Here is a 21,909-nt window from a genome sequence, read left to right as displayed (position 1 = left end):
GTCAGCCGGCGGCCCGCAGCGGGGTGGGGTCTCACCGGAGCGTACCGGTTGGTTGGTCAGTCAGACCCACAGATCCGGGGTCCGTCGGAGGCGGAACGCCCCGATGATCCGGGCCCTCACCTGCCGTCCATAGCCCGCCCACAGGTTGTTCACACGCTGCTTCCATGGCGGCCCTGTTTTCTTCGCTTTCGACCGATCGCACCACCGAGCCGGAGGAAATCCGTCCATGCGTCTACGGTTCAACCGCCGCGCCCGCCCCCCAGAGCCGGCGGGTGACCCGATGCCGGACCCCGGGCCCCCGACGACCGGCCGGGACCACGCGGGTCACGCGCTGCGGGCGCCGAGCAAGCTGCACGCGTTCAACCGGTACGAGATCAAGTACCTGGTCGCGACCACGAAGGTGGCGGCGCTCCGGCGCGAACTGGCCGATCGACTCGCGCCGGACAGCCACGGCGGCACCGACGGATACGGCGTGTGGAGCGTCTACTACGACACCACCGACCTGCGGTTCTACTGGGAGAAGATCGAGGGGCTCAGGTTCCGCCGCAAGCTGCGGGTGCGCCACTACGGCGACCGGTCCACCGTGGATGACGACACGACCGTGTACGTCGAGATCAAGCAGCGGGTCAACCGGGTCACCCAGAAGCGGCGGATCGCCCTGCCGTACCGGGCGGCCCGGCAGCTCTGCGACGAGCGGGTGATGGTCGAGCACGACCCCTCCCAGCGGGCGTTCGTCGAGGAGGTGCTCGAACTCGTCTCCGGCCTCGACCTGCGCCCGGTGGCGATGACCGGCTACCAGCGCGAGGCGTTCGTCGGCCAGGACGCCGACCTCGGGTTGCGGGTCACCCTCGACCAGCGGATCCGGGGCCGGGACCGTGACTTCCACCTCGGGGCCGCCGCCGAGAACCGGCTCATCGTCCCGGCCGGGCTGTCGATCGTCGAGATCAAGGCCAACGAGCGGGTTCCGTACTGGCTCACCGACCTCGCCGCCCGCGCCGAACTGTCGGTGGTGCGGGTCTCCAAGTACTGCCAGAGCGTCGAGGCGTTCGGCCGGGCGCCGCGCTCGATCTTCCACATCCAGGACGACGACCCCGCCGCCGATCTGGCGACGGCCACCACCACGAGAAGCGAGGCCTGAGCACCGATGGACATCACGTTCCAGGACCTGTCCGGCACCTTCAGCGTCGGCGACGTCGCGCTCACGTTGTCGCTGTCCTTCCTGCTGAGCGCCATGATCGGGTGGGTCTACCGGGCCTCCCACCGCAACGTGTCGTACAGCCAGTCCTACGTCCAGACGCTGATCATCCTGGGCATGCTGATCTCTCTGATCATGTTGGTGGTGGGCTCCAACATCGCCCGCGCGTTCGCCCTGGTCGGCGCGCTGTCGGTGGTGCGGTTCCGCAACGCGATCAAAGAGACCCGCGACGTCGGCTTCATCTTCCTGGTGATGGGCGTCGGCATGGCCTGCGGCACCCGGTTCTACACCCTGGCCATCGTCGCCGCCGTCGCGATCAGCCTGATCATCATGGTGATGTACCGGTTCAACTGGTTCGCCCTGAACGTGCAGCGGCAGGTGGTCAAGGTCCAGCTCCCGGCCGGCGGCAACCACACCGCCGACATCCAGGACGTGCTGGTCCGCTTCACCAGCGAGTTCGAGCTGGTCAGCCTGGAGTCGATCCGGGCCGGTGCGCTCACCGAGCTGATGTACACCGTGCGGCTCAAGAAGGGCAGCGAGCCGGGCGACCTGATCGCGGCGCTCAGCGAGCGGACCTCCGGCCAGCGGGTGACGGTGCTGACCGGCTACGACCAGACGGACCTGTGATGGCCGAGCCGCTACGCGCCCGGTCCGCGCTGCCCCGCGGCCTGCGGCGCCGCCTGCCGGTGCGGGTACGGCAGAACTGGAAGCTGCTGATCAGTTGCGCGGCGTTCGTCGCCGTCCTGACCCTGGCGCTGGGCGCCGAGCGGATCCGACCGTATGTCACCAGCGCCGGCGACACCGCGGCGAAGGCGGCGACGGTGGACATCGCCGGCACGACGGACCTCTTCGACGCGACCACCGCCCACTCGATCAAGCTGACCTTCCGGGACGCGGACTACGGGCGGATGCTCGACACCTACTGGAAGGAGGGGGAGAAGGAGTACGTCGAGGCGGACCTGACCGTCGACGGCAGCACCGTCCCCAGCGTCGGTATCCGGCTCAAGGGCAACTCGACGCTGGGCTCGCTGACCTGGAAGGGCGAGAGCAAGCCGCGCACTGGTGGTGGTGCCCCGGGTGGCGGCGCCCCGGGTGGTGAGGTCGGTGCCGGTGAGGCCCGGCGCCAGGCGGGCGGCGCTCCCGGCGCGGGCCAGCAGCAGGACGGCCAGCAGCAGGGCGGGGGTGGGGCTCCCGGCGGGGGAATGGCCCGCACCAGCCTGAAGGCCGAGGAACCGGAGACGCTGCCCTGGTTGATCAGCTTCGACGAGTTCGTCGACGGCCGTCGGTACCAGGGGCACCGCGAGGTGGCCGTCCGGGTGTCCGGCATGGGCGGCGGCTCCACCGTGCTGAACGAGGCGTTGTCGCTGTCCCTGATGGACGACACCGGCGAGCCGGCCCAGCGGTACGCGTACTCCTCGTTCACGGTCAACGACCGGCCGACCAAGGCCCGGCTGCTGGTCGAGCACCCGGACGAGCACTTCGCCGACCAGATGGACGGCTCCGGTGTGCTCTACAAGGCCCTGGCCAGCAGCAGCTTCACCGATCAGGGCGATGACCAGACCGACTACCAGGACGACTTCAAGCAGATCACCATGCAGGGCAGCCAGGACCTGCAACCCGTGATCAACCTGATCAGGTGGGTGAACACCGCGAGCGACGAGGAGTTCGCCGCGCAGCTCGCCGACCGGGTCGACGTCGAGTCGTTCGCCCGCTACGTCGCACTCCAGAACCTGCTGCTCAACTTCGACGACATGGCCGGCCCGGGGAAGAACTACTACCTCTGGTACGACCTGGGGACAAAGAAGTTCAGCGTGATCAGCTGGGACCACAACCTCACTTTCAGCGGCAACGTGGCACAGGGCCCGCACGACAGCGGCGGCCTCGGTATGCAGGGCCGGACACGGACGCCCACGGGCGCTCAGCCTCCCGGAGGCGCTCAGCTCCCCGAGGGCATGCAGCCTCCCAGCGGCGTGCAGCCTCCCGAGGGCATGCAGCCGCCTGGCGGCGGGGCCACCGAGCAGGAGGGCGGGAACGCCGCGCGTGGCCGTCCCGGCGGGATGATGGGGGGCCACAAGCTCAAGGAGCGCTTCCTCGCCAGCACCGCGTTCAAGGGGATCTACGAGAACGCGTACCGCGAGCTCTTTCAGCAGGTCTACGCCAGCGGGCGGGCAACCGGGTCGCTCGACGCGATCACCGTGGTCCTGAAGACGGTGGACGGGGTGGACGCGGCGGCGGTCGACTCCGACGCCGCCCGGCTGCGCACCCTCGTCCAGCAGCGGACCGAGAGCCTCAAGGGCAACGAGGTGATCACCCGCGGCTGAACCCGACGGGCGGGGCGGTGTGCCCCACACCGGCCCTGCCCGCGGCAGCAGATCGAGTTTGCCGAACGTCCCCCGGCTGCCGCTCGGACGACGAAGCGCCCGCCCCGATCGGGGCGGGCGCTTTGCGTGTCGTACGACCCGGCGGGCGATCCTCGCTCAGCGCTTGATCGGGCCGAAGACCGGGCCGGTGAGGGCCAGTCGGAGCCCGAGGCGGCCGTTGGCGCGGGCGTTGACCCGGTCGAGGATGGTCGACACCGGGGCGTACTTGTTCTGCTCGTCGGGGTTGGTGCAGGGGCCCTGTCCGGGGTCGCCGTTGGACAGGATGCCCAGCGCCTTCCCGTCGGACTCGGTGAACAGCGGCCCGCCGCTGTCCCCCGGCCGGGCACAGATCCGCACGTCGATCCCGCCGGCGCTCTTGCCGGTGACCTGCCCGCACCGGGTGCCGGGCAGGTAGCCCGCGCCCGCGCCGGAGTCCACGTAGGTCTCGCCGGCCGTCGGCGTGTACGCCGAGCCCGTCGCGCAGACCACCCAGCCGGTCTGGATGCCGCTCCACGGCACGTACCCGGTGACCGCCACGTCCTGGCCGGTCGTGCAGCGCGGGTTGTCGGCGACACACCAGTAGTTGACCAGGCTCGGCCGGGTGGTGGCCGTCGTCGGGTATCCCCACTGCCGCAACGCCCCCACCTGGTACGGCATCACGGCGTAGTCGTTCGGGTAGGCGTTCTCGGCCAGCGCGGCGTTGCCGGACTCGACCGTCACCGGAATCTTCGGCCCGAGGAACTGGTGCCAGGTGTCGTCGATCCGGGTGTGCCGGCCGCCGACCACGCAGTGCCCGGCGGTCAGCACGTACGGGACCCCGTACCGGTCCTGCACGTTGAAGCCGGTGGTGCAGCCGCCGACGGTGCCATCGTCGCGCGGGATGTCGAGCCGGATCCCGCCGCGCATCGGCGCCTGGACGCAGCTGCGCGGGTCGCACGCCTTCGGCACCGACGGCCGCGTCACCCGGGCCCGGGACCGGGCGGACACCCCGGCGTCGCGCAGCGCCACCGGCAGCCGCCGGTCGCCCGCGGCGACCTCGCCCCCGGTGAGCACCACGACCTCGTTGGCAGTCTGGTCCACCACGACGTCGGTGCCGACGGCCACACCCAGCGCCTTGGCGATCCGGGTCGCCGAGGCGGTGAGCTGTCGCAGCGAGTGCCGCACCGGCACCACCCGGACGTGCGTGGCGTCCGGCACGGCGGCGACGGCCGCCCGTACTGATTCGGGGCGGGTGGCGGCGACGGTGAGCAATCCGCCGGCCGCCTGGTCGAGCCACATCCCGCCGTACTCGCCCGGAAGGCCGTTGGCGAGCGTGGCGGCCAGCGGCGTGGAGAGCTCCTGGAGGGCGAGCCGCCGGGCCGCCTCGGTCGCGGAGATTCCGTAGCGGTCGCGCAGGTAGGCGACGGAGGCCGGCGCGGCGGCGGCAACCTTGGCGGCGGGTCGCCCGGCGGGCACCCGCACCGCCGATCCGGCGTCGGCCGGCTTGGCCGTGGTGGCCCCGGCGGTGGCCGGCGTCAGCCCGTAGGTGGTCGTCGCGACCGCGCAGACGGCGGCGACCCCCAAAATGATCATGCGTCGTGTACGCACCCCGTGTCCTCCCCGTGTGGTCGGTGGTGCCCGATTGACCGGTGATTCTAGGCACGTCGCGCCACGCGCAGGGATCCCCTGTGGACGTTTTGCGTGAGCGAGCCGAAAAGTGCCTGCCGGGAGGCCGTGCGACGTGGAAGTTCTACCCGAGGGCAAAAAGTGAACCGAGCGACAGGGCCTCACCAGCATCGATCTCTTGGGCTGGGTCAGTCATCGCCCGTTAGGGCGGTTGTTTCGTTTTTGCTGGTCACGGCCCAGGATGCGCGTACGGTTGGAAGCGACGCCACACCGTTGAAGGGTTCACATCTGTCAGCGGCTGTGTAAAACTCGGCGAGTCGTTTCACGGCAAGAAGTGTGAGACGCCACAAAAGGCGGCGCGGGCCCTCCACCGTGATGGGGGTGCAACCCCGGGTGTCAGACCCGCGCCTCTTACCTGATGTCGTGGGGGGGGGGGGGGGGGGGGGGGGGGGGGGGGGGGGGGGGCGCCGCGGGCCCCCCCCCCCCCCCCCCCCCCCCCCCCACCCCCGCCCCCCCCCCCCCCCCCCCCCCCCCCCCCGCCCCCCCCCCCGCCCCCCCCCCCCCCCCCCCCCCCCCCCCCACGTCTGGTTTCGCCGGGTCACCGCTGTCCGCTGATGAGGTCGGACACCAGTTGCCTCGTGATGGTGTAAACCGCCACGAGGGGAGCGGCGAGCCGCGCGAACGCGGCCAGTCGCCCCCCGTCCCTCCGGCACCGACAGGTGTCACGGCGGGTTGACTTCCCGGGGTGCCGACGTTTCCGTCGGCGTTTTGGTGCTGCCACCTGATTCCTCTCACTCGGATGTTCTCTCGCCCCCGCGCGCTCGGTGCGAGGACCAACCAAGTGATCAACTTCTGGTGACCGACCCATAGCTTACGGTGCTGTTCCGACAGATGACAGATCGGATGCGGCCCCGCTCTGGGTCGGGTACAGCCTATGTCGCCAGCAGTGACCTCGCGCAACGCTGCCAGCGTAGTGAACCGACCACATGGAGTGGTGGATCGTCCCTTCAGGACTCCGAAGTGTGATCGAAAGCTCAGTTGAGCTGCAATGATCGCCCGGGGGAACTCGATTCCACCGTGGCCATGCCGCGGAAAAATCGCCCTCATCCTGGCAAAAACTCGTGCGGTCTGATCCGCTGGCAGGCGTCGTCGGCTGCGAAGACCCGCTAGTTGCCAGGCGGGGCAGGTCTGCCCGGACCACGCCGATGCCGCGCAGCGGATCGACGAACGGGGCGATGATCCGGACTGCCCCTCCCAGGCGCGCAGGTCGACCATGTTCAGGGAGGCCGAGAGTCAGCGCCGTACCGCCGCCCCGGTCCCGGCGCCCGTTCCCGGGTCCGCTTCGTGGGCGAGCAGCCAGCGCTTCACGTCCAACCCCCAGCGGTAGCCGCCGAGGTTGCCGTCGGTGCGCAACACCCGGTGGCACGGGACGAAGAGCGCGGCGGCGTTGCGCGCGCAGGCCGCCGCCGCGGCGCGGACCGCCGCCGGCCGACCGGCCAGCCCGGCGTAGGCGGTGTACGTCACCGGTCGGCCGGGCTCCACCGCGCGCAGCACCTCCCACGCGTGCGCCATGAAAGCGCCATCCGTGTGCTGCTCCACCGGCACCGTGTCGATCGCGGTCAACTCCCCGCCGAGGTACGCGGCGACCGCCGTGGTGACCGGGCCGAGGTCGGGCCGCTGCCGGAGCGGGCCACGCAGCCCCGGGTGCATCAGCGGCAGCAGCGTCTGCGGGTCGGCGGTGAAGCCGGCCGCCCGGACCGCACCGTCGGGGCCGGCCAGGACGCTCAGCGGGCCGGTGGGGGTGTCGACGACCACGCAGTCGAGGGTGACGTTCATGCTGCTCTCCATAGTCTGATCACCGCATACGAGCGCCAGGGGCGCCAGCGTTGCGCGTACGCGTCGAGGGTTCTCGGGTCGGCGGGGAGGCCGAGGGCGGCGGCGCCGCGCCGGACGGCCAGGTCGGTGGGGAGGAACACGTCGGGGTCGCCGAGGGCGCGCATCGCCACGTATCCGGCCGTCCACGCGCCGATTCCGGGCACCGCGAGCAGCCGCCGCACGGTCTCCTCCCGATCACCGCCCGGCTCAAGGTCGAGCGATCCGTCGACCACGCCCCGCGCCACCGCCCGAATGGTCTCCCGCCGCCCCACCGGCATCCGAAACCCCCCATCCCCCACCCGCAACACCCCCTCCGCGTCCACAAACCCCCGCAGCCCCCCGCCGTGATCATGGGGTTGACGCTGCGACACGCCGGGGGCAGGACCGCCAACTCCATGATCAACAAGGTTGGGGTCGGGGGGTTGGAGGTGGGTGAGGGTGGTGCGGGCCGAGGCTAGTGAGACCTGCTGGCCGACTATGGCCCGGATCAGCATCTCGAAGCCGTCCACGGCGCGCGGGAGGCGTACCCCGGGCTCCGCCGCCACCAGCGCGGCGAGGGCGGGATCGGCGGCGAGCGTGCCGTCGACGGCGGTCGGGTCGGCGTCGAGGTCGAGCAGCCGGCGGCAGCGCGCCACCGCCGGGGCCAGGTCGCGCATGTCGGCCAGCCGCAGCGTCGCCGTCACATGCCCGTCGACCGGCGTCAGCGCCACCTCCGCCGCGCCGTGCGGCAGCCGCAACCCCCGGCGGTACGTCCCGTCGCGCACCTCCTCCACCCCGGGCAACGCCCGCAACGCGAGGAAGTCCAGCAGCGCCGCCGCGTGCAATGGCGGCCGGTACGCCAGCCGCAGCGCGATCGTGCCCGCCCCGGCCGCAGCCGGCCGCCGCCCGGGGGTGTTGCGCAGCTCGGACGGGGCGGCGGCGTACACCTCGCGGACCGTGTCGTTGAACTGCCGGACGCTGCCGAACCCGGCCGCGAACGCGATCTCGGCCATCCCGAGCCCGGTCGTCTCGATCAGGATCCGGGCCGTCTGCGCGCGCTGTGCCCGGGCCAGGGCCAGCGGCCCGGCGCCCAACTCGTCGCGGAGCATCCGGTGCAGGTGGCGTTCGGTGTAACCGAGCCGGGCGGCCAGCCCTGGCACGCCGTCGCGGTCGACCACCCCGTCGGCGATCAGCCGCATCGCCCGGCCCACCACGTCCGCCCGGACGTCCCACTGGGGCGAGCCGGGTGCGACGTCCGGGCGGCAGCGGCGGCAGGCCCGCAGGCCGGCCCCCTGCGCGGCGGCGGCCGACGGGAAGAACCGGACGTTGCACCGCTTCGGCGTCATCGCGGGGCAGGACGGCCGGCAGTAGATCCCGGTCGACGTCACCCCGGTGAAGAACCAGCCGTCGAACCGCTGGTCACGGCTGTCCACAGCCCGGTAGCACCGCTCGAAGTCCAAGTCCACGGCACCGATACTGCCCCGCCGGTCGGCCCGTCGGCTCGCGGAAATCGGACCTCACCGTGGACGGGCGGACGGATCGGCCCGCTTCTCCCGCCCGCCGCCCGCCGTCCTCCGCCGCGGGCGCTCCGGCTCGCCCGGCCTGCCCCGTCGGGAAACGGAAACCCGGGCGGAAAGTGTCGGTCGGCGCCGGTACGGTCCCCGGCACCAACTCAAGAAGGGTGCGGCGATGGTGAGCGTGGCCGGGTGGGGTGTCCGCTGATGCGATCGGGGCGGGCGCGGGTCGACCGCACGGTGGTGCAGGGCTTCTACGACCGGATGCGGGCGGTCGCCCCGGCGGCGTACGGGGCGATGGAGCGGGACCGGGCTGATGACCCGGGGCGGGCGTTGCGGGACACGGCCTGTGGCCGGCTCGCCGTGTCACTCGACGCCGCCGGCCTGCGCGCCCTCGGCATGTGGGCGCACCACTGGTGCATGCGCTTCTACGACGACGACACCCGGGTGGGGCGGCGCCTGATCCGGGAGATCGCCGGCCGCTCCGGGCTGGGCTGGACGGTCGACGAGGTGCGCTGGATGTTCGGCGAGTCCGTGGCGGCCGGCCCCTCCGCCGGGTACCGGTTCACGCTGCCGGCCGCAGCGGCCCGAGAGCTGCCGCCGACGGCCCGCCGGGAGTTCGCCACCCACGAGTTGTCCGGGGCCACCGGGCGGGAGTTGCCGGCGGGGGAGCGCCCCGGCCCCGCCGGGCGGGAGGCGGTCGCGGGACGGGAGGCGGTCGTGGGACGGGAGGCGGTCGCGGGACGGGAGGCGGTCGTGGGACGGGAGGCCGTCGGGCGGGCCGCTGCCGCCGAGCGGGAGGCCGCCGGGCCTGGCACCGGTGAGCGCCGCCTGCTGGCAGGATGAGCGGGGCCGAGCGCGGCGGTGGTCAGCGGGCTCAGCGCGCGAGCACGGGGCCCGGATTCCGCACCGACCGTAGGACCACCGAGGAAAGGACCGCCGTGCCCGCCAGCGAGCCGACCATCATCGCCACCAGCATGGGCTTCGTCAGCCGTCGCCGCGGCTCGTACGACCTGCGCCCCGGCCCGGTCTTCGAGCTTGCCGCCGAGCTGGCCCAGGCCGGCCCCGAGCCCCGACTGTGCTACCTCGGCCAGGCCGTCGGCGACCCGGCCGCCTCGATCAGCGCCGTCTACGGTGCCTTCGCCGGCACCCGGTTCCGGGCGTCGCACCTGGCGCTCTTCCCGATGCCGAACGTCGACGACATCCGGGCCCACCTGCTCGCCCAGGACGTGATCTGGGTCGGCGGCGGCAGCGTGGCCAACCTGTGCGCGGTGTGGCGGGTGCACGGCCTCGACGAGATCCTGCATGAGTGCTGGCAGGCCGGGGTGGTGCTCGCCGGGGTCTCCGCCGGCTCGATCTGTTGGCACCTGGGCGGCGCGACCGACAGCTTCGGCCCTCGGCTGCGCGGCTTCACCGACGGCCTGGGCTGGTTGCCGTACGGCAACGGGGTGCACTACGACAGCGAGGACCAGCGGCGACCGCTGATGCACGCGCTGGTCGCCGACGGCACGCTGCCGACCAGCCACTGCACCGACGACGGGGTCGGGCTGGTCTACCGGGGCACCCGCCTGGTCGAGGCGGTCGCCGACCGCGAGGGCGTTGCGGCGTACGAGGTAGGCCGGGGTGCTGACGGCGGCGTACGGGAGATCCGGATCGAGCCCCGGCTGCTGACCGCCCGGCCCGCCTGACGCCCCGCCCGGGGCTGACCGCCCGGCCGCCGGGCGCCTCCGGCGGGGCTGCCTGCCCGGCGTCGGAGGGGACCGGCGTAGGCTGGCTGGTCGTGAGTCTCACCATCGGCATCGTCGGCCTGCCCAACGTCGGCAAGAGCACCCTGTTCAATGCGCTGACCAAGAACGACGTGCTCGCGGCGAACTACCCGTTCGCCACGATCGAGCCCAACGTCGGCGTGGTCGGGCTGCCGGACGATCGGCTGCCCAAGCTGGCCGAGATCTTCTCCTCGCAGAAGGTGCTACCAGCGCCGGTGTCGTTCGTCGACATCGCCGGCCTGGTCCGAGGCGCCTCGAAGGGGCAGGGCCGGGGCAACGCGTTCCTCGCCAACATTCGGGAAGCCTCGGCGATCTGCCAGGTGGTGCGGGCGTTCTCCGACCCGAACGTGGTGCACGTCGACGGCAAGATCTCCCCGGCCGACGACATCGAGACGATCAACACCGAGCTGATCCTGGCCGACCTCCAGACTCTGGACAAGGCGCTGCCCCGGCTGGAGAAGGAGGCCAAGCTCCGCAAGGATCGGGCCGCCGCCGTGGCCGCCGCGAAGCAGGCCGTCGAGGTCCTCGACGGTGGCACCACGCTGTACTCGGGGGCCGCCGCCGCCAAGATCGATCTTGAGCACCTGCGCGAGCTGCACCTGCTCACCACCAAACCCTTCCTGTACGTCTTCAACGTCGACGAGGCCGAACTGGCCAATGAGGCGTTCCTCGACGAGCTGCGCGCCCTGGTCGCTCCCGCCGAGGCTGTCTTCATGGACGCCAAGATCGAGTCCGAGCTGGTGGACCTTCCCGAGGAGGAGGCCCGCGAGCTGCTGGAGTCGATCGGGCAGTCCGAGCCCGGCCTCGACCAGCTCGTCCGGATCGGCTTCCGCACGCTCGGGCTCCAGACGTACCTGACGGCGGGGCCGAAGGAGTCGCGGGCCTGGACCGTCCCGGTCGGGGCGACCGCCCCGGAGGCCGCGGGGGTCATCCACTCCGACTTCCAGCGCGGCTTCATCAAGGCCGAGGTGGTCTCCTTCGACGACCTGGTCGCGGCCGGATCGATGGCGGCGGCGAAGGCGGCGGGCAAGGTCCGCATCGAGGGCAAGGAGTACGTCATGAAGGACGGCGACGTCGTGGAGTTCCGCTTCAACGTCTAGTGCGACGTTCCAACCGCTGACCTGCCGGAACGGGCCGGATTCAGGGCAGGCCCTGACTCAACCCGATTCCCAAGCTGACAGTGCTCGACCGTCCCCGCCAGGACAGTGTTCCGGCGGGTGGTAGAACGGGGCATGGAGATCGCGCAGCTCAGCCAGGCGTTGGATGACATCTTCGACGGCGCGATGGTGCATCACGGGTACACCGACTACATCCGCGATTACGAAGTCGTCGTCTATGTCACCGCAGACCCGCATACCGGCATCCCACCCGTCCACCTCCGCTACCTCTTCAAGTACTGCGTCGCAGCCGAGGTGCAGACGGCGGTGAGTCCCGATACCTGGCGTTGCTCGCTCGACGAGCGACTGACCGACCGGGAGATCGGTCCGGACCTAGACGGCTTCGTGTGGGCAGTGCGCTGGCAGCCGCTCTACCCAGGTGCGGAGGTGGTGGCAGACTCCGAGCGTGCCCGGTCGTGGGCTGAGAAGATCGGCATTCCCTTTCACGAGGTCCGCTTCAATATGAACGCTCACGCCATCACTCTCATCTTCAGCGACCTTGACGTGACGGAGGTGAGGGAGGGCTACGCGCCCTTCACAGTCACCGAGGACGATTGATGCACGGATCCTGCAACTCGCCCGGGTGACTAATTGGGTGACGATCGGGACGGACGCCAGCGGACGAGCAGGGATACTGATGGACGCTTCCAGCAGTTCAACGCCCATGAAACGGCAGGCCAGAGCCCCGTGTTGGCTGCCTGGGGGTCACGTAACCCGGTGATAGGAAAGCCAGATCCAGCGAGACTGTTGAGAGCGGCGGCCGTCCTCCCAACGGATGAGTGCTGCTCTCGGGTCGCGCGTGTCGAGACTTCGGTTGAGCGTCAAGTAGAGAGACTCCTCCGGGTGCAGCCAGCCGAGGGGCATTTTGGGCCAAAGGGCCGAGACGGCGGGGTCTCCGAGTTCCAGCGATGTTCCGTCGACATCGAAAAGTTGCACTTCGACCTCCTTCATGTCCGCCGGGCCGTGGTTCGTGACGACGACTCGTACCTCCTCGTGCCAGCCAGAATTGTTGTGATAGTCGAATAGATCAAGGCGAGCCGCCGGGCTGGCCTTCCTCTCGCGCCACCACACGCGGACGACGCTGTACCACAGATTCGCAACGCTGATTACGAGCGCGACCCATGCGGCCAGGGCGCTCCATACGGGGGCCTTCACCACCGCAGGGTACGTGCATGGTCGACAGCTACCCCGCCAGCACGCTGGGGCACACCTGGGGCACAAGACAGCGTGAAACGTCGTCAACCAGCGAGTAGCGATGACAGCCCGAGACGCCTCCTGAACAGGTGTCGGCTGCTGGTTGTGCTGGTCAGGAGATCAGGGCTCTTAGTTCCGCTTCAACGTCTAGGAGTAAGGGTTGAGCGGCCTGGAGGCATCTCGTGGCTGACTACGTGCCGCAGGTCATCACGGCCACCGAGCGCGACATCGTAAAGGTGGCCGCCTTTGTATGCTTGCAAGTGTGACGCGGTGCGCATGCCAGAGTGGCCACGTGGAGGGCGACCTTGAGGCAGCCTCGGAGGAGTACCGAGTGGCACTCCAGCGGGTACAGGACGGGCTCGCTGAAGTCGCCTCGGCCCGTGCCGACGTGCCGAAGGTGCGCGAGCGGCTGGCCGCCGCGATCGTGACGGGGTACCGGGATGGTCGGCGCGTAGGCGAAATCGCCCGGGTCACCGGCTACGGCCGCGAACAGGTCCGGCGGATCTTGCGAGCCGGCGGCGTGGAACCCGAGGGCACCCGGGAATCCTGAGGCTCACTGTCAAGACCGGTCACCGCGTCATCGTGCAAGGTGGCAGCGCCCAGCCGCACCGGGATCACCTCAACCGCGACCCGCGCCGTACTTCTTCGTGGCCATGTCGGAGTCAGACACAGCGCCGAACTCAAGGAGCAGGTCTCAGGTCGCGGTAGGCGCTGACTTCAGCCGCTTGCGCTCGACGAGGCTTGTCGCTGTCACCACACTCAGCGGCGGCACATCCTTCGCGACGATGGCGCCCGCGCCGACGACCGAACCCCGGCCGATCGTCACTCCAGGGGTGACCGTGGCCGCGGCGCCGATCCACACATCATCCTCGATGACGATGGGCGAGTGCGTGATGAAGTCGTACCGTTCGTCGGGCTCGACGGGGTGCCCGGCAGTGCTCAGCGTCACTCGGGGACCGATCATGACGCGGTCGCCGATGGTGATGCCCCCGTAGTCGAGGAAAAAGCACCCCTGATTGATGAAGACCCGTTCCCCGAACGACGCGCCGAGCCCGTAGTCGCAATAGAACGGGGGCAGTATGGACAGCGAGTCGGGGATCGGTCGACCGAAGATTTCGGTGAGCACCGTCCTACGCCCGTCGAGGTCGTCGAACGGCAGCGCGTTGAGGCGCGAGGTCAGGTCCATGACCAGCTGTACGCGCTCCGCGAAGGCTCGGGACTCGGGCGTCCGTGTCGGCATGCGTTGCTCGTGGCGCACGCGGCGATTCTGGCACATCGTAAGCTCAGCCAAACGCTCAGCGTGATGTCGGGAGGCGACCGGCCGGGTACGGGATCACTCCTGTCAGTCGCCCTTCAGCGGTAGCACTGCGGTCCGCGTATCGCCGCGATTCCGGCGGGCCCGTCCGGGGGTTGATCGACAGGTCAGCCAACGCGCTGCATGATGGCGTCATGCGAACTCGGCTGCTCTTCGTTCGGCATGGTGAGTCGGTGCACCAGGTCGAGGGGGTCGTGGGTGGCCCGCATGGCTGCCGGGGACTGACCGAAACGGGCCACCAGCAGGCACACCGCCTAGCCGGGCGGCTCGCCGACGAACTCGCGGTCTCCGGCCCCGTGGCCGTCTACTCCTCCGTGCTGCGCCGGGCGGTCGAGACCGCCTGGCCGATCGCCTCGGCGCTGGGCGTCAGCCCGGTGGCGGACTGTGGGCTGTGCGCCTGGCACACCCCGCCGTACGCCGACGGGCTGCCCACGGCCCGGTTCCACAGCGAGCGCGCGACGGACGGCGGCGGGATCTTCCGGCCGTTCGAGGAGGGCAACGAGACCTGGGCGGAGCTGGTCGTACGGGTCAGCCGGGCGATCATGGACATCGCGTACCGGCACCGGGGCGGCAACGTCGTGCTGGTCGGCCACACCGAGACGGTCGAAGGCTCTTTCCACGCCCTTGCCGCTCAGCCGCTCTTCCGGGGGTTCGACATGGAGGTGGCCCTGGCCTCGATCACCGAGTGGAACACCGACGGCGACCCCACGGGTTGGCCACCGCCCCGCTGGACCCTGCGCCGCTTCAGTGACGTCTCCTGACGCCTTGGGCAGGTGGCGGCGTGGAGCTTGAACTCGATGCCGACGGTCTGCGGTTGCCGGCCACGTTGGACCTGCCGGTCGGCCCGGTCCGGGGCGGGGTGGTGGTGCTGCACGCCGCGCAGGCCGGGCACCGATCGTACTTCTGCTACGAGCACCTGGCCCGGCTGCTGCCCGGCGCGGGGATCGCGGTGCTGCGCTTCGACCGCCGACCCCGGGTGGACGGCCATGGCGTCCCCCTGGCCGACCAGGCCGCCGACGCGGCCGCGGCCATCGCTGTCCTGCGCCGACACGTCGGCGACGTGCCGGTCGGGCTGTGGGGGCTGAGCCAGGGCGCCTGGGCGGCACCGCTGACCGCCGCGCTCCACCCCGAGCTGGCCGCCTTCCTCGTGCTCGTCTCCTCCAGTGGGGTCAGCCCCGCCGCCCAGATGCGCTACGGCACCGCCGAGCAACTCCGCCTGCACGGCTACGGCGACGCCGACCGGGCCGAGCTGGGCCGGCTGCGGGCCACGGTGGAGGCGTACTACCGGGGCGACCTCGACCGGGCCACGGCGCAGGCCGCCGTCGCTCGGGCCGCCGAGCGCCCCTGGTTCCCGCTGGTCTACCTGCCGCGCGAGCTGCCCGACGAGCCGGGAGCCTGGCGGGACATGGACTTCGACCCGGTTCCGGTCTTCGCCCGGGTGACCTGCCCGGTGCTGTTGTTCTACGGTACGACCGACGGGTGGGTCCCGATCGACGCCAGCGTCGCCGCCTGGCGGCGGGCCACCGCCGGAGCCGCCACCGCGCCTACCGTCTGCCGGCTGGACGGCTGCGACCACTATCCGACCCTGCACGGTGGCGAGGACCTCGGCAGCATCAGCCCGCAGTACACCGCCACGATGCTGAGCTGGCTCGACGCCCTGCTGCCCGCCGGTTAGCTGCCTGGGTCACGCGCGGGAAAGCGCGTCCTGGACGCCGGTCTCCCGGGGGCCGAGGTGGGCGGGATCGCGGCCGGAGAGCAGGTCGACGGCGGCCTTCACACAGGCGCCGTACTCCCGGGTGGAGCTGACCCGCCACGTCCGGTCGTACCGCCGGGCCGTCTCGTCACCCACCCCGCTGGCGTCGACGCCGAGCCGCCGGCACACTGCCACGGCGCGGGGCAGGTGGAAGGACTGGGTCACCACCGTCGCCCGCTCCACCCCGAAGATGCGCTTCGCGCGGGCACACGAGTCGTACGTGTCGAAGCCCGCGTAGTCCAGCACCACCTTCTCCGGTGGCACGCCCTGATCGAGCAGCCAGCGGCGCATCGCGGTCGGCTCGTCGTAGTCCGGGTTCATGTTGTCGCCGGAGAGCAGGATGGCACGTACCTTGCCGGTGGCGAGCAGTCGTTGCGCGATCTCCAGGCGGGCGCTGAGGAACGGTGACGGGGTCCCGTCGGGGTGCACCTTGGTGCCCAGCACCAGGGCGACCGGCGCCTCGGGGACGTCCTGTTCGGCGAAGATGTGCCCGTCGGCGCCACCGCGGATCCACTGCACGCTGGCGACGGTGCCGCCGGTCAGCAGCGCCGCGCCGATGACGGCCGCGACGACGGCACGGAGCAGCCAGCGCGTACGCCGGCCGCCGGCCGGGCGCAGCCGTCGGAACAGATTGGAAAGTCGACCCCGCATGGGGCAAGTATCCCAGGGCCGCCCAACAACTGATCTTGCCTGCCGTGAAACATGTGCGGGGTGCGCGCCCGGTCAGCCCTAGGGGGTCTGCCCGCGCCGCGAGCGACCGTCAGGAGATGTAGTGCAGGATCACGTTGTGCACGTGGTGGCTCTTCTCCGCGCCGCGGAACTCGACCTCGTACGTGTGTGTGCCGACGTGGATCGCGATCGAGCCGGTGGAGAAGAACGACCCGCCCCACGACTTGTTGCTCACCACGCTCACGCTGGTGATCTTCGAGTACGGGATGCTGGTGATCGCGAACCGCTTGCCGACGAAGGACCGGTCCTGGATGATCACGCGCCGGTCGGTGAGGCCGATGAACCCGGTCCCGGTGCCGACGGCGTCGTAGACGGCGATGATCTGCTCCCTGTCGAGGAGGCCGCTCTGGATCTGCTGGAACTGCTCCTTGCGGTCGTACGTCGCGTTGGCCATGCGTCCACGGTAGGTCGGTCGCGCCAATGCCCCGGTGTTCGAGGTCAGTCGGCCGTGACGGCCCGGTACGCGTCCTCGATGCGGGCGGCCAGCAGAACCTCACCCTCGGTGAGCGGCTCGCCGTCGCAGTGTCCGACCCGGATCTGGGTCCGGTCGTCTCGGCGGTTGATCTCGGGGCGCAGGCGCAGGGCGTCGGCGACCACCTTGACCCGCTCGGTGAGCGCGGCGTGCTGGGTGTCGTCGATCACCAACGTGCGCCGGATCTGCTCGCCCTCCCGGGTCCACCCGGTGAGCAGGGTCAGCGCGTCGCTCAGGTAGTCGTCCTTCGCCCGTCCCTTGAACAGTGCACGCATCACCGCACCTCCCAGGCGTCGTTGCCGGCTTGTGGCCAAATCGTCGCCGTCCCGTGTCTTGTCGGCGCCCTCAAGTCTGTCTCCCGGCCTGCGGGTGTGTCCACGCCCACACTTCCTACTTCTACTGCCCTAGCGGACGGTCACGGTACCCAAACCGCCGATTGATCTGGCACTCTGGACGCCCGTGCGGACCGAACGGGCTAGCGAAAGCGGACAGGGCGAGCGACGAGACCCGAAGGTGATCGTCGGCGCCGCGATCATCGAGGGCGGGCGGGTGCTCGCCTGCGCCCGGTCGGCCCCGCCCGAGGTCGCCGGGATGTGGGAGTTCCCGGGCGGCAAGGTAGAACCGGGGGAGAGCGAGACCGCCGCGCTGGCCCGCGAGTGCGCCGAGGAACTGGGTGTACGCGTGGCCGTCGGTGACCGGGTCGGCCGCAACGTGCGGATGGCCCACGGCCGCTCGGTGCTCAAGGTGTACGCCGCCCGCCTGCTGCACGGCGACCGGCCGCAGGCCCTGGAGCACTCCGCCCTGCGCTGGCTCTCCGCCGCCGAACTCGACACCGTCACCTGGCTCCCCGCCGACGCCCCCATCGTCGCCGCCCTCCGCCCCCTCCTCCCACCCCAACCCCCGCCGACCCGCGCCGACCCCGGCGTTGACGGCGGCCCTGGAGATCCAGACTGCCGTTAACTCCATGATCAACGCCGCAAGGGTGGGGAGGGGGGGGGGGGGGGGGGGGGGCGGCTCCCCCCCCCCGGGGGGGGGGGGGGGGGGGGGGGGGGGGGCGCCCCCCCCCCCCCTCCGGGTGGTGCTTGGGGTCAGTGCTTGTCCTGCTCCGGGTGGGCGAAGTTCAGGTGCTCCGGGGGCAGCGGGAACGTCACGTCGTCGCCGAACGGCGACGGGGCGGCGGCCCGGTCGAAGGTGAGCTCCGTCAGGGGGAGCCTGCCGTTGTCGTCCACCGCCGGGGCGGTCGGCCTCGGCACCTCGCGGTCCCAGTTCACGCCCTTCTGGGCCTGGACCTCGGCGCGCGGGTCGTGCGAGCCACCCGCGTGCGAGTGGACCCCGCCCTGGGCGGCGCTGGAGTGCACGGTGCCGCTGTGCGAGGCGCTGGACACGCTGGTCTGAGGCACCTGACCCCTCCGGAAGATCTTGCTACCAAGCCACACCAGGGGATCGTACCTGCGGTCGACGACCCGTTCCTTCATAGGGATGATTCCGTTATCCGTGATCTTGATGTGCTCGGGGCAGACCTCGGTGCAGCACTTGGTGATGTTGCAGAAGCCGAGCCCCTGCTCCGCCTGCGCGTACTCCTTGCGGTCGGTCTTCGTGTCGAGCGGGTGCATGTCCAGCTCGGCGGCCCGGATGAAGTACCGGGGACCGGCGAAGGCGTGCTCGTTCTCCTCGTGGTCCCGGATCACGTGGCAGGTGTTCTGGCACAGGAAGCACTCGATGCACTTGCGGAACTCCTGCGAGCGCTCGACGTCCACCTGCTGCATCCGGTAGTCGCCCGGGGCCAGCCCGGCCGGCGGCGCGAACGCCGGGGTCTCCCGCGCCTTCTCGTAGTTGAACGAGACGTCGGTGACCAGATCCCGGATGATCGGGAAGGTGCGCAGCGGGGTGACCGTGACGGTCTCGTTCTCCTCGAACGTCGACATCCGGGTCATGCAGCCCAGCTTGGGCATCCCGTTGATCTCCATCGAGCAGGAGCCACACTTGCCGGCCTTGCAGTTCCACCGGCAGGCCAGGTCCGGCGCGTCGGTGGCCTGCAGCCGGTGGATGATGTCGAGGACGACCTCGCCCTCGTTGACCTCGACCTGGTAGTCCTGCAGGTCGCCGCCGCCATCGTCGCCGCGCCAGACCCTGAAGTGACGCTTGGTGCCCATCAGTTCCTCGCCTCCCCGGCGTCGACGTCCGAGACGAGGGCGTCGAAGTCCACGAGCTCCTCGTCGGTCAGGTACTTGGCCAGTTCCGCGCGGTCGAACAGGCCGATCAGCTCCGCCCGCATCTTCGGCAGCGGCTTGTGGGTCAGCCGTACGGCGTCGTCGGCCAGCGAGCAGACCAGGTTCACCCGCCGCCACATCGGGTCCATCGTCGGGAAGTCCTCCCGGGTGTGCCCGCCGCGTGACTCCTGCCGCTCCAGTGCCGCCTTGGCGGTGCACTCCGAGACGACCAGCATGTTGCGCAGGTCCAGCGCCAGGTGCCAGCCGGGGTTGTACCGCCGGCCGCCGACCGCGCTGACCTTCGCCACCCGCTCGCGCAGCTCGGCCAGCCGGGCCAGCGCGTCGGCCAGCTCGCCCTCCCGCCGGATGATGCCGACCAGATCCCCCATCACCACCTGGAGATCCTGCTGGAGCTGGTAGGGGCTCTCCCCGGTGTCGCGCTGCAACGGCGCGAGCGCCGTCTCCACCGCGGTCTCCACCAGGCCGATCGCCACCTTGGGGCGCGAGGTCAGCTGATCGGTGTACGACGCCGCGTGGCCGCCTGCCCGCTTGCCGAAGACCAGCAGGTCGGAGAGCGAGTTGCCGCCCAACCGGTTGGACCCGTGCATGCCGCCGGAGACCTCACCGGCGGCGAAGAGCCCGCGCACCGTGCCGAACGCGGCACCCGAGTCCGGGTCCACCTCCACGCCGCCCATCACGTAGTGACAGGTCGGGCCGACCTCCATCGGCTCCTTCGTGATGTCGACGTCCGCCAGCTCCTTGAACTGGTGGTACATCGACGGCAGGCGGCGGCGGATCTCCTCCGCCGAGCGCCGGGAGGCGATGTCCAGGTAGACGCCGCCGGCGGGGGTACCCCGACCGGCCTTGACCTCGCTGTTGATGGCGCGGGCGACCTCGTCGCGGGGCAGCAGCTCCGGCGGGCGCCGGTTGTTGTCCGCGTCGGTGTACCAGCGGTCCGCCTCCTCCTCGGTCTCCGCGTACTGCTTGCGGAAGACGTCGGGGACGTAGTCGAACATGAACCGCTTGCCGTCGGAGTTCTTCAGCACGCCGCCGTCGCCACGCACCGACTCGGTGACCAGGATGCCCTTCACCGAGGGCGGCCAGACCATGCCGGTGGGGTGGAACTGGAGGAACTCCATGTTGATCAGGGTCGCCCCGGCGCGCAGCGCCAGCGCGTGCCCGTCCCCGGTGTACTCCCAGGAGTTCGAGGTGACCTTGTACGACCGGCCGACGCCGCCGGTGGCCAGCACCACGGCGGGCGCCTCGAAGAGGACGAACTCGCCGGACTCCCGGTAGTAGCCGAACGCCCCGGCGACCTTGTCGCCATCGAGCAGCAACTCGGTGATGGTGGTCTCGTCGAACACCTTGATCCGGGCGTCGTACGAGCCGAGTTCCGCCTTGTCCTCCTGCTGGAGGGAGACGATCTTCTGCTGGAGGGTGCGGATCAGCTCCAGGCCGGTCCGGTCGCCGACGTGCGCCAGCCGCGGGTACTCGTGGCCGCCGAAGTTGCGCTGGGAGATCTTCCCGTCGGAGGTGCGGTCGAAGAGCGCCCCGTACGTCTCCAACTCCCAGACGCGCTGCGGCGACTCCTTCGCGTGCAGCTCGGCCATCCGGAAGTTGTTGAGGAACTTGCCGCCGCGCATGGTGTCGCAGAAGTGCACCTGCCAGTTGTCCCGGCTGTTCACGTTGCCCATGGCGGCGGCGGCGCCACCCTCGGCCATCACCGTGTGCGCCTTGCCGAACAGCGACTTCGAGATGATCGCGGTCTTCTTGCCGGCGAGCCGCGCCTCGATCGCCGCGCGCAGGCCGGCGCCGCCGGCCCCGATCACGACGACGTCGTAGTGGTGTCGTTCGATGCGATTCGTGGTGGTCATGTCAGGCCCTCTAGTTGATGAACCGCAGGTCGTTGAACCAACCGGCTGAGACCGCCATGACGTAGAAGTCGGTCAGCGCCAGGGTGCCAAGGGTGATCCAGGCGAGCTGCATGTGCCGGACGTTCAGCGTGGACACGAACGTCCACGCCTTGTACCGGACCGGGTGCGCCGAGAAGTGCTTGAGCCGCCCGCCGATGATGTGCCGGCAGGAGTGGCAGGAAATCGTGTACGCCCAGAGCATCACCACGTTGACCAGCAGGACGATGTTGCCCAGCCCGAAGCCGAAGCCCTTCGGCGAGTGGAAGGCCAGGATCGCGTCCCAGGTGTTGATCAGCGAGATGACCGTGGCGGCGTAGAAGAAGTAGCGGTGCAGGTTCTGGCCCAGCAGCGGGAACCGGGTCTCGCCGGAGTAGGTCTTGTGCCCGTCCGGGACCGCACAGGCCGGCGGCGACAGCCAGAACGACCGGTAGTACGCCTTGCGGTAGTAGTAGCAGGTGAGCCGGAACAGCAGCAGGAACGGCAGGGTCAGCGCCGCGTCCGGGATGAACCACCAGTCGGGGAGGAAACGCCCGAAGTGCGCGGCCTCCGGCAGGCACCCTTCGGTGACGCAGGGGGAGTAGAACGGGGTCAGGTAGTGGAAATCATCGACCCAGTACCACTTGTGCATGAAGACCCGGACCGTGGCGTACGCGATCCAGGCGCTGAGCCCGACGACGGTGATCAGTGGGGCGAGCCACCAGCGGTCGGTGCGCAACGTCTTCGCCGCTATGGCGGCGCGTGCTCGCGCTCCCCGCGGCTTCGTTGCCGTTGATGTCATTCGAGTCGTCTCCCTGAGGGGCCCTCACGGGCGGCATTTTGTTCCGATAGGGCACGCGGACCGGCGAACCCGCTACCCGCTGCCACGTCACGCG

Annotated in this window: 21 protein-coding genes and 1 pseudogene; 11 read left to right on the top strand and 11 right to left on the bottom strand. The window is 70.6% G+C overall.

The genetic code is table 11. The features are described 5' to 3' along the window. Positions 1-226 precede the first annotated feature (226 nt). Genes SNR22_RS10980 through SNR22_RS10970 form a run of 3 tightly spaced genes read left to right on the top strand, consistent with a single transcriptional unit; the run spans position 227 to position 3,516 of the window. Positions 227-1,138: a polyphosphate polymerase domain-containing protein gene (locus tag SNR22_RS10980; RefSeq protein ID WP_320066414.1), complete on the top strand. Its 912-nt coding sequence runs from the start codon at positions 227-229 to the stop codon at positions 1,136-1,138. Positions 1,139-1,144: 6 nt separating this feature from the next. Continuing rightward, positions 1,145-1,822 (top strand): DUF4956 domain-containing protein, encoded by a 678-nt coding sequence (locus SNR22_RS10975; RefSeq protein WP_320066413.1) that lies wholly within the window; start codon positions 1,145-1,147, stop codon positions 1,820-1,822. Beyond that, positions 1,822-3,516, top strand: coding sequence for a CotH kinase family protein (locus SNR22_RS10970; RefSeq protein WP_320066412.1), 1,695 nt, complete (start codon positions 1,822-1,824; stop codon positions 3,514-3,516). Before SNR22_RS10975 ends, SNR22_RS10970 begins: the two co-directional genes overlap by 1 nt. Before the next feature lie 156 nt (positions 3,517-3,672). Here SNR22_RS10970 and SNR22_RS10965 read toward each other — a convergent pair whose 3' ends face one another. The 3 genes from SNR22_RS10965 to SNR22_RS10955 form a co-directional block, all read right to left on the bottom strand. Next, positions 3,673-5,142: a S1 family peptidase gene (locus SNR22_RS10965; RefSeq protein WP_320066411.1), complete on the bottom strand. Its 1,470-nt coding sequence runs from the start codon at positions 5,140-5,142 to the stop codon at positions 3,673-3,675. Between the two features lie 1,311 nt (positions 5,143-6,453). Beyond that, positions 6,454-6,996, bottom strand: coding sequence for a methylated-DNA--[protein]-cysteine S-methyltransferase (locus tag SNR22_RS10960; RefSeq protein WP_320066410.1), 543 nt, complete (start codon positions 6,994-6,996; stop codon positions 6,454-6,456). Then, a complete protein-coding gene (locus tag SNR22_RS10955) occupies positions 6,993-8,480 on the bottom strand; it encodes a DNA-3-methyladenine glycosylase 2 family protein (protein ID WP_320066409.1) in 1,488 nt (495 codons plus the stop codon). Before SNR22_RS10955 ends, SNR22_RS10960 begins: the two co-directional genes overlap by 4 nt. Before the next feature lie 255 nt (positions 8,481-8,735). Here SNR22_RS10955 and SNR22_RS10950 point away from each other — a divergent pair. From SNR22_RS10950 to SNR22_RS10935, 4 genes and pseudogenes are all read left to right on the top strand, one after another. After that, positions 8,736-9,146 (top strand): annotated as a pseudogene (locus SNR22_RS10950) (hypothetical protein); the annotation flags it as partial. Positions 9,147-9,469: 323 nt separating this feature from the next. Continuing rightward, the gene (locus SNR22_RS10945) at positions 9,470-10,216 is read left to right on the top strand and encodes a peptidase E (RefSeq protein WP_320066408.1); all 747 of its coding nucleotides are present in this window, start codon (positions 9,470-9,472) and stop codon (positions 10,214-10,216) included. Between the two features lie 92 nt (positions 10,217-10,308). Continuing rightward, complete coding sequence (gene ychF, locus SNR22_RS10940) at positions 10,309-11,394, top strand: redox-regulated ATPase YchF (protein WP_320066407.1); 1,086 nt, start codon at positions 10,309-10,311, stop codon at positions 11,392-11,394. 132 nt (positions 11,395-11,526) lie between these two features. Beyond that, complete coding sequence (locus SNR22_RS10935; RefSeq protein WP_320066406.1) at positions 11,527-12,009, top strand: hypothetical protein; 483 nt, start codon at positions 11,527-11,529, stop codon at positions 12,007-12,009. 147 nt (positions 12,010-12,156) lie between these two features. Here SNR22_RS10935 and SNR22_RS10930 read toward each other — a convergent pair whose 3' ends face one another. Further along, entirely contained in the window at positions 12,157-12,606 is a 450-nt protein-coding gene (locus SNR22_RS10930) for a hypothetical protein (protein WP_320066405.1), read from the bottom strand. A gap of 370 nt (positions 12,607-12,976) precedes the next feature. On the opposite strand from SNR22_RS10930, the gene SNR22_RS10925 reads away from it, so the two are divergent. Further along, the gene (locus SNR22_RS10925) at positions 12,977-13,195 is read left to right on the top strand and encodes a hypothetical protein (RefSeq protein ID WP_320066404.1); all 219 of its coding nucleotides are present in this window, start codon (positions 12,977-12,979) and stop codon (positions 13,193-13,195) included. A 144-nt stretch (positions 13,196-13,339) separates the two neighbouring features. Here SNR22_RS10925 and SNR22_RS10920 read toward each other — a convergent pair whose 3' ends face one another. Beyond that, positions 13,340-13,903, bottom strand: coding sequence for a sugar O-acetyltransferase (locus SNR22_RS10920; protein ID WP_320066403.1), 564 nt, complete (start codon positions 13,901-13,903; stop codon positions 13,340-13,342). A gap of 191 nt (positions 13,904-14,094) precedes the next feature. Between SNR22_RS10920 and SNR22_RS10915 the strand changes: the two genes are divergently transcribed. Both SNR22_RS10915 and SNR22_RS10910 read left to right on the top strand, forming a co-directional pair. Next, positions 14,095-14,721: a histidine phosphatase family protein gene (locus SNR22_RS10915; protein ID WP_320066402.1), complete on the top strand. Its 627-nt coding sequence runs from the start codon at positions 14,095-14,097 to the stop codon at positions 14,719-14,721. A gap of 20 nt (positions 14,722-14,741) precedes the next feature. Then, the gene (locus SNR22_RS10910) at positions 14,742-15,635 is read left to right on the top strand and encodes an alpha/beta hydrolase (RefSeq protein WP_320066401.1); all 894 of its coding nucleotides are present in this window, start codon (positions 14,742-14,744) and stop codon (positions 15,633-15,635) included. 9 nt (positions 15,636-15,644) lie between these two features. Here SNR22_RS10910 and SNR22_RS10905 read toward each other — a convergent pair whose 3' ends face one another. From SNR22_RS10905 to SNR22_RS10895, 3 genes are all read right to left on the bottom strand, one after another. Further along, positions 15,645-16,364 (bottom strand): vancomycin high temperature exclusion protein, encoded by a 720-nt coding sequence (locus tag SNR22_RS10905; RefSeq protein ID WP_320066400.1) that lies wholly within the window; start codon positions 16,362-16,364, stop codon positions 15,645-15,647. 109 nt (positions 16,365-16,473) lie between these two features. After that, entirely contained in the window at positions 16,474-16,836 is a 363-nt protein-coding gene (locus SNR22_RS10900; protein WP_320066399.1) for a PH domain-containing protein, read from the bottom strand. 44 nt (positions 16,837-16,880) lie between these two features. After that, positions 16,881-17,189: a 4a-hydroxytetrahydrobiopterin dehydratase gene (locus SNR22_RS10895; protein WP_320066398.1), complete on the bottom strand. Its 309-nt coding sequence runs from the start codon at positions 17,187-17,189 to the stop codon at positions 16,881-16,883. Positions 17,190-17,373: 184 nt separating this feature from the next. Here SNR22_RS10895 and SNR22_RS10890 point away from each other — a divergent pair, with 184 nt between their 5' ends. Further along, positions 17,374-17,874: a (deoxy)nucleoside triphosphate pyrophosphohydrolase gene (locus tag SNR22_RS10890; RefSeq protein WP_320066397.1), complete on the top strand. Its 501-nt coding sequence runs from the start codon at positions 17,374-17,376 to the stop codon at positions 17,872-17,874. Between the two features lie 128 nt (positions 17,875-18,002). Here SNR22_RS10890 and SNR22_RS10885 read toward each other — a convergent pair whose 3' ends face one another. The 3 genes from SNR22_RS10885 to SNR22_RS10875 are packed head-to-tail and all read right to left on the bottom strand — an operon-like array spanning position 18,003 to position 21,815. Beyond that, the gene (locus SNR22_RS10885; RefSeq protein WP_320066396.1) at positions 18,003-19,067 is read right to left on the bottom strand and encodes a succinate dehydrogenase/fumarate reductase iron-sulfur subunit; all 1,065 of its coding nucleotides are present in this window, start codon (positions 19,065-19,067) and stop codon (positions 18,003-18,005) included. Continuing rightward, positions 19,067-20,998 (bottom strand): fumarate reductase/succinate dehydrogenase flavoprotein subunit, encoded by a 1,932-nt coding sequence (locus SNR22_RS10880; RefSeq protein WP_320066395.1) that lies wholly within the window; start codon positions 20,996-20,998, stop codon positions 19,067-19,069. Before SNR22_RS10880 ends, SNR22_RS10885 begins: the two co-directional genes overlap by 1 nt. Positions 20,999-21,008: 10 nt before the next feature. Continuing rightward, positions 21,009-21,815, bottom strand: coding sequence for a hypothetical protein (locus SNR22_RS10875; RefSeq protein WP_320066394.1), 807 nt, complete (start codon positions 21,813-21,815; stop codon positions 21,009-21,011). Positions 21,816-21,909: the final 94 nt, after the last annotated feature.

The organism is Micromonospora sp. RTGN7, from assembly GCF_033804645.1.
In the GTDB taxonomy this organism is placed as follows: domain Bacteria; phylum Actinomycetota; class Actinomycetes; order Mycobacteriales; family Micromonosporaceae; genus Micromonospora.
This window is presented reverse-complemented; position numbering and strand designations above follow the sequence as displayed.

Bases quoted from the DNA above. Each gene is read 5' to 3' on its own strand.
- SNR22_RS10980 (WP_320066414.1), top strand. From the start codon at position 227: ATGCGTCTACGGTTCAACCGCCGCGCCCGCCCCCCAGAGCCGGCGGGT.
- SNR22_RS10975 (WP_320066413.1), top strand. From the start codon at position 1,145: ATGGACATCACGTTCCAGGACCTGTCCGGCACCTTCAGCGTCGGCGAC.
- SNR22_RS10970 (WP_320066412.1), top strand. From the start codon at position 1,822: ATGGCCGAGCCGCTACGCGCCCGGTCCGCGCTGCCCCGCGGCCTGCGG.
- SNR22_RS10960 (WP_320066410.1), bottom strand. From the start codon at position 6,996: ATGAACGTCACCCTCGACTGCGTGGTCGTCGACACCCCCACCGGCCCG.
- SNR22_RS10935 (WP_320066406.1), top strand. From the start codon at position 11,527: ATGGAGATCGCGCAGCTCAGCCAGGCGTTGGATGACATCTTCGACGGC.
- SNR22_RS10915 (WP_320066402.1), top strand. From the start codon at position 14,095: ATGCGAACTCGGCTGCTCTTCGTTCGGCATGGTGAGTCGGTGCACCAG.
- SNR22_RS10905 (WP_320066400.1), bottom strand. From the start codon at position 16,364: ATGCGGGGTCGACTTTCCAATCTGTTCCGACGGCTGCGCCCGGCCGGC.
- SNR22_RS10900 (WP_320066399.1), bottom strand. From the start codon at position 16,836: ATGGCCAACGCGACGTACGACCGCAAGGAGCAGTTCCAGCAGATCCAG.
- SNR22_RS10895 (WP_320066398.1), bottom strand. From the start codon at position 17,189: ATGCGTGCACTGTTCAAGGGACGGGCGAAGGACGACTACCTGAGCGAC.
- SNR22_RS10885 (WP_320066396.1), bottom strand. From the start codon at position 19,067: ATGGGCACCAAGCGTCACTTCAGGGTCTGGCGCGGCGACGATGGCGGC.
- SNR22_RS10880 (WP_320066395.1), bottom strand. From the start codon at position 20,998: ATGACCACCACGAATCGCATCGAACGACACCACTACGACGTCGTCGTG.
- SNR22_RS10875 (WP_320066394.1), bottom strand. From the start codon at position 21,815: ATGACATCAACGGCAACGAAGCCGCGGGGAGCGCGAGCACGCGCCGCC.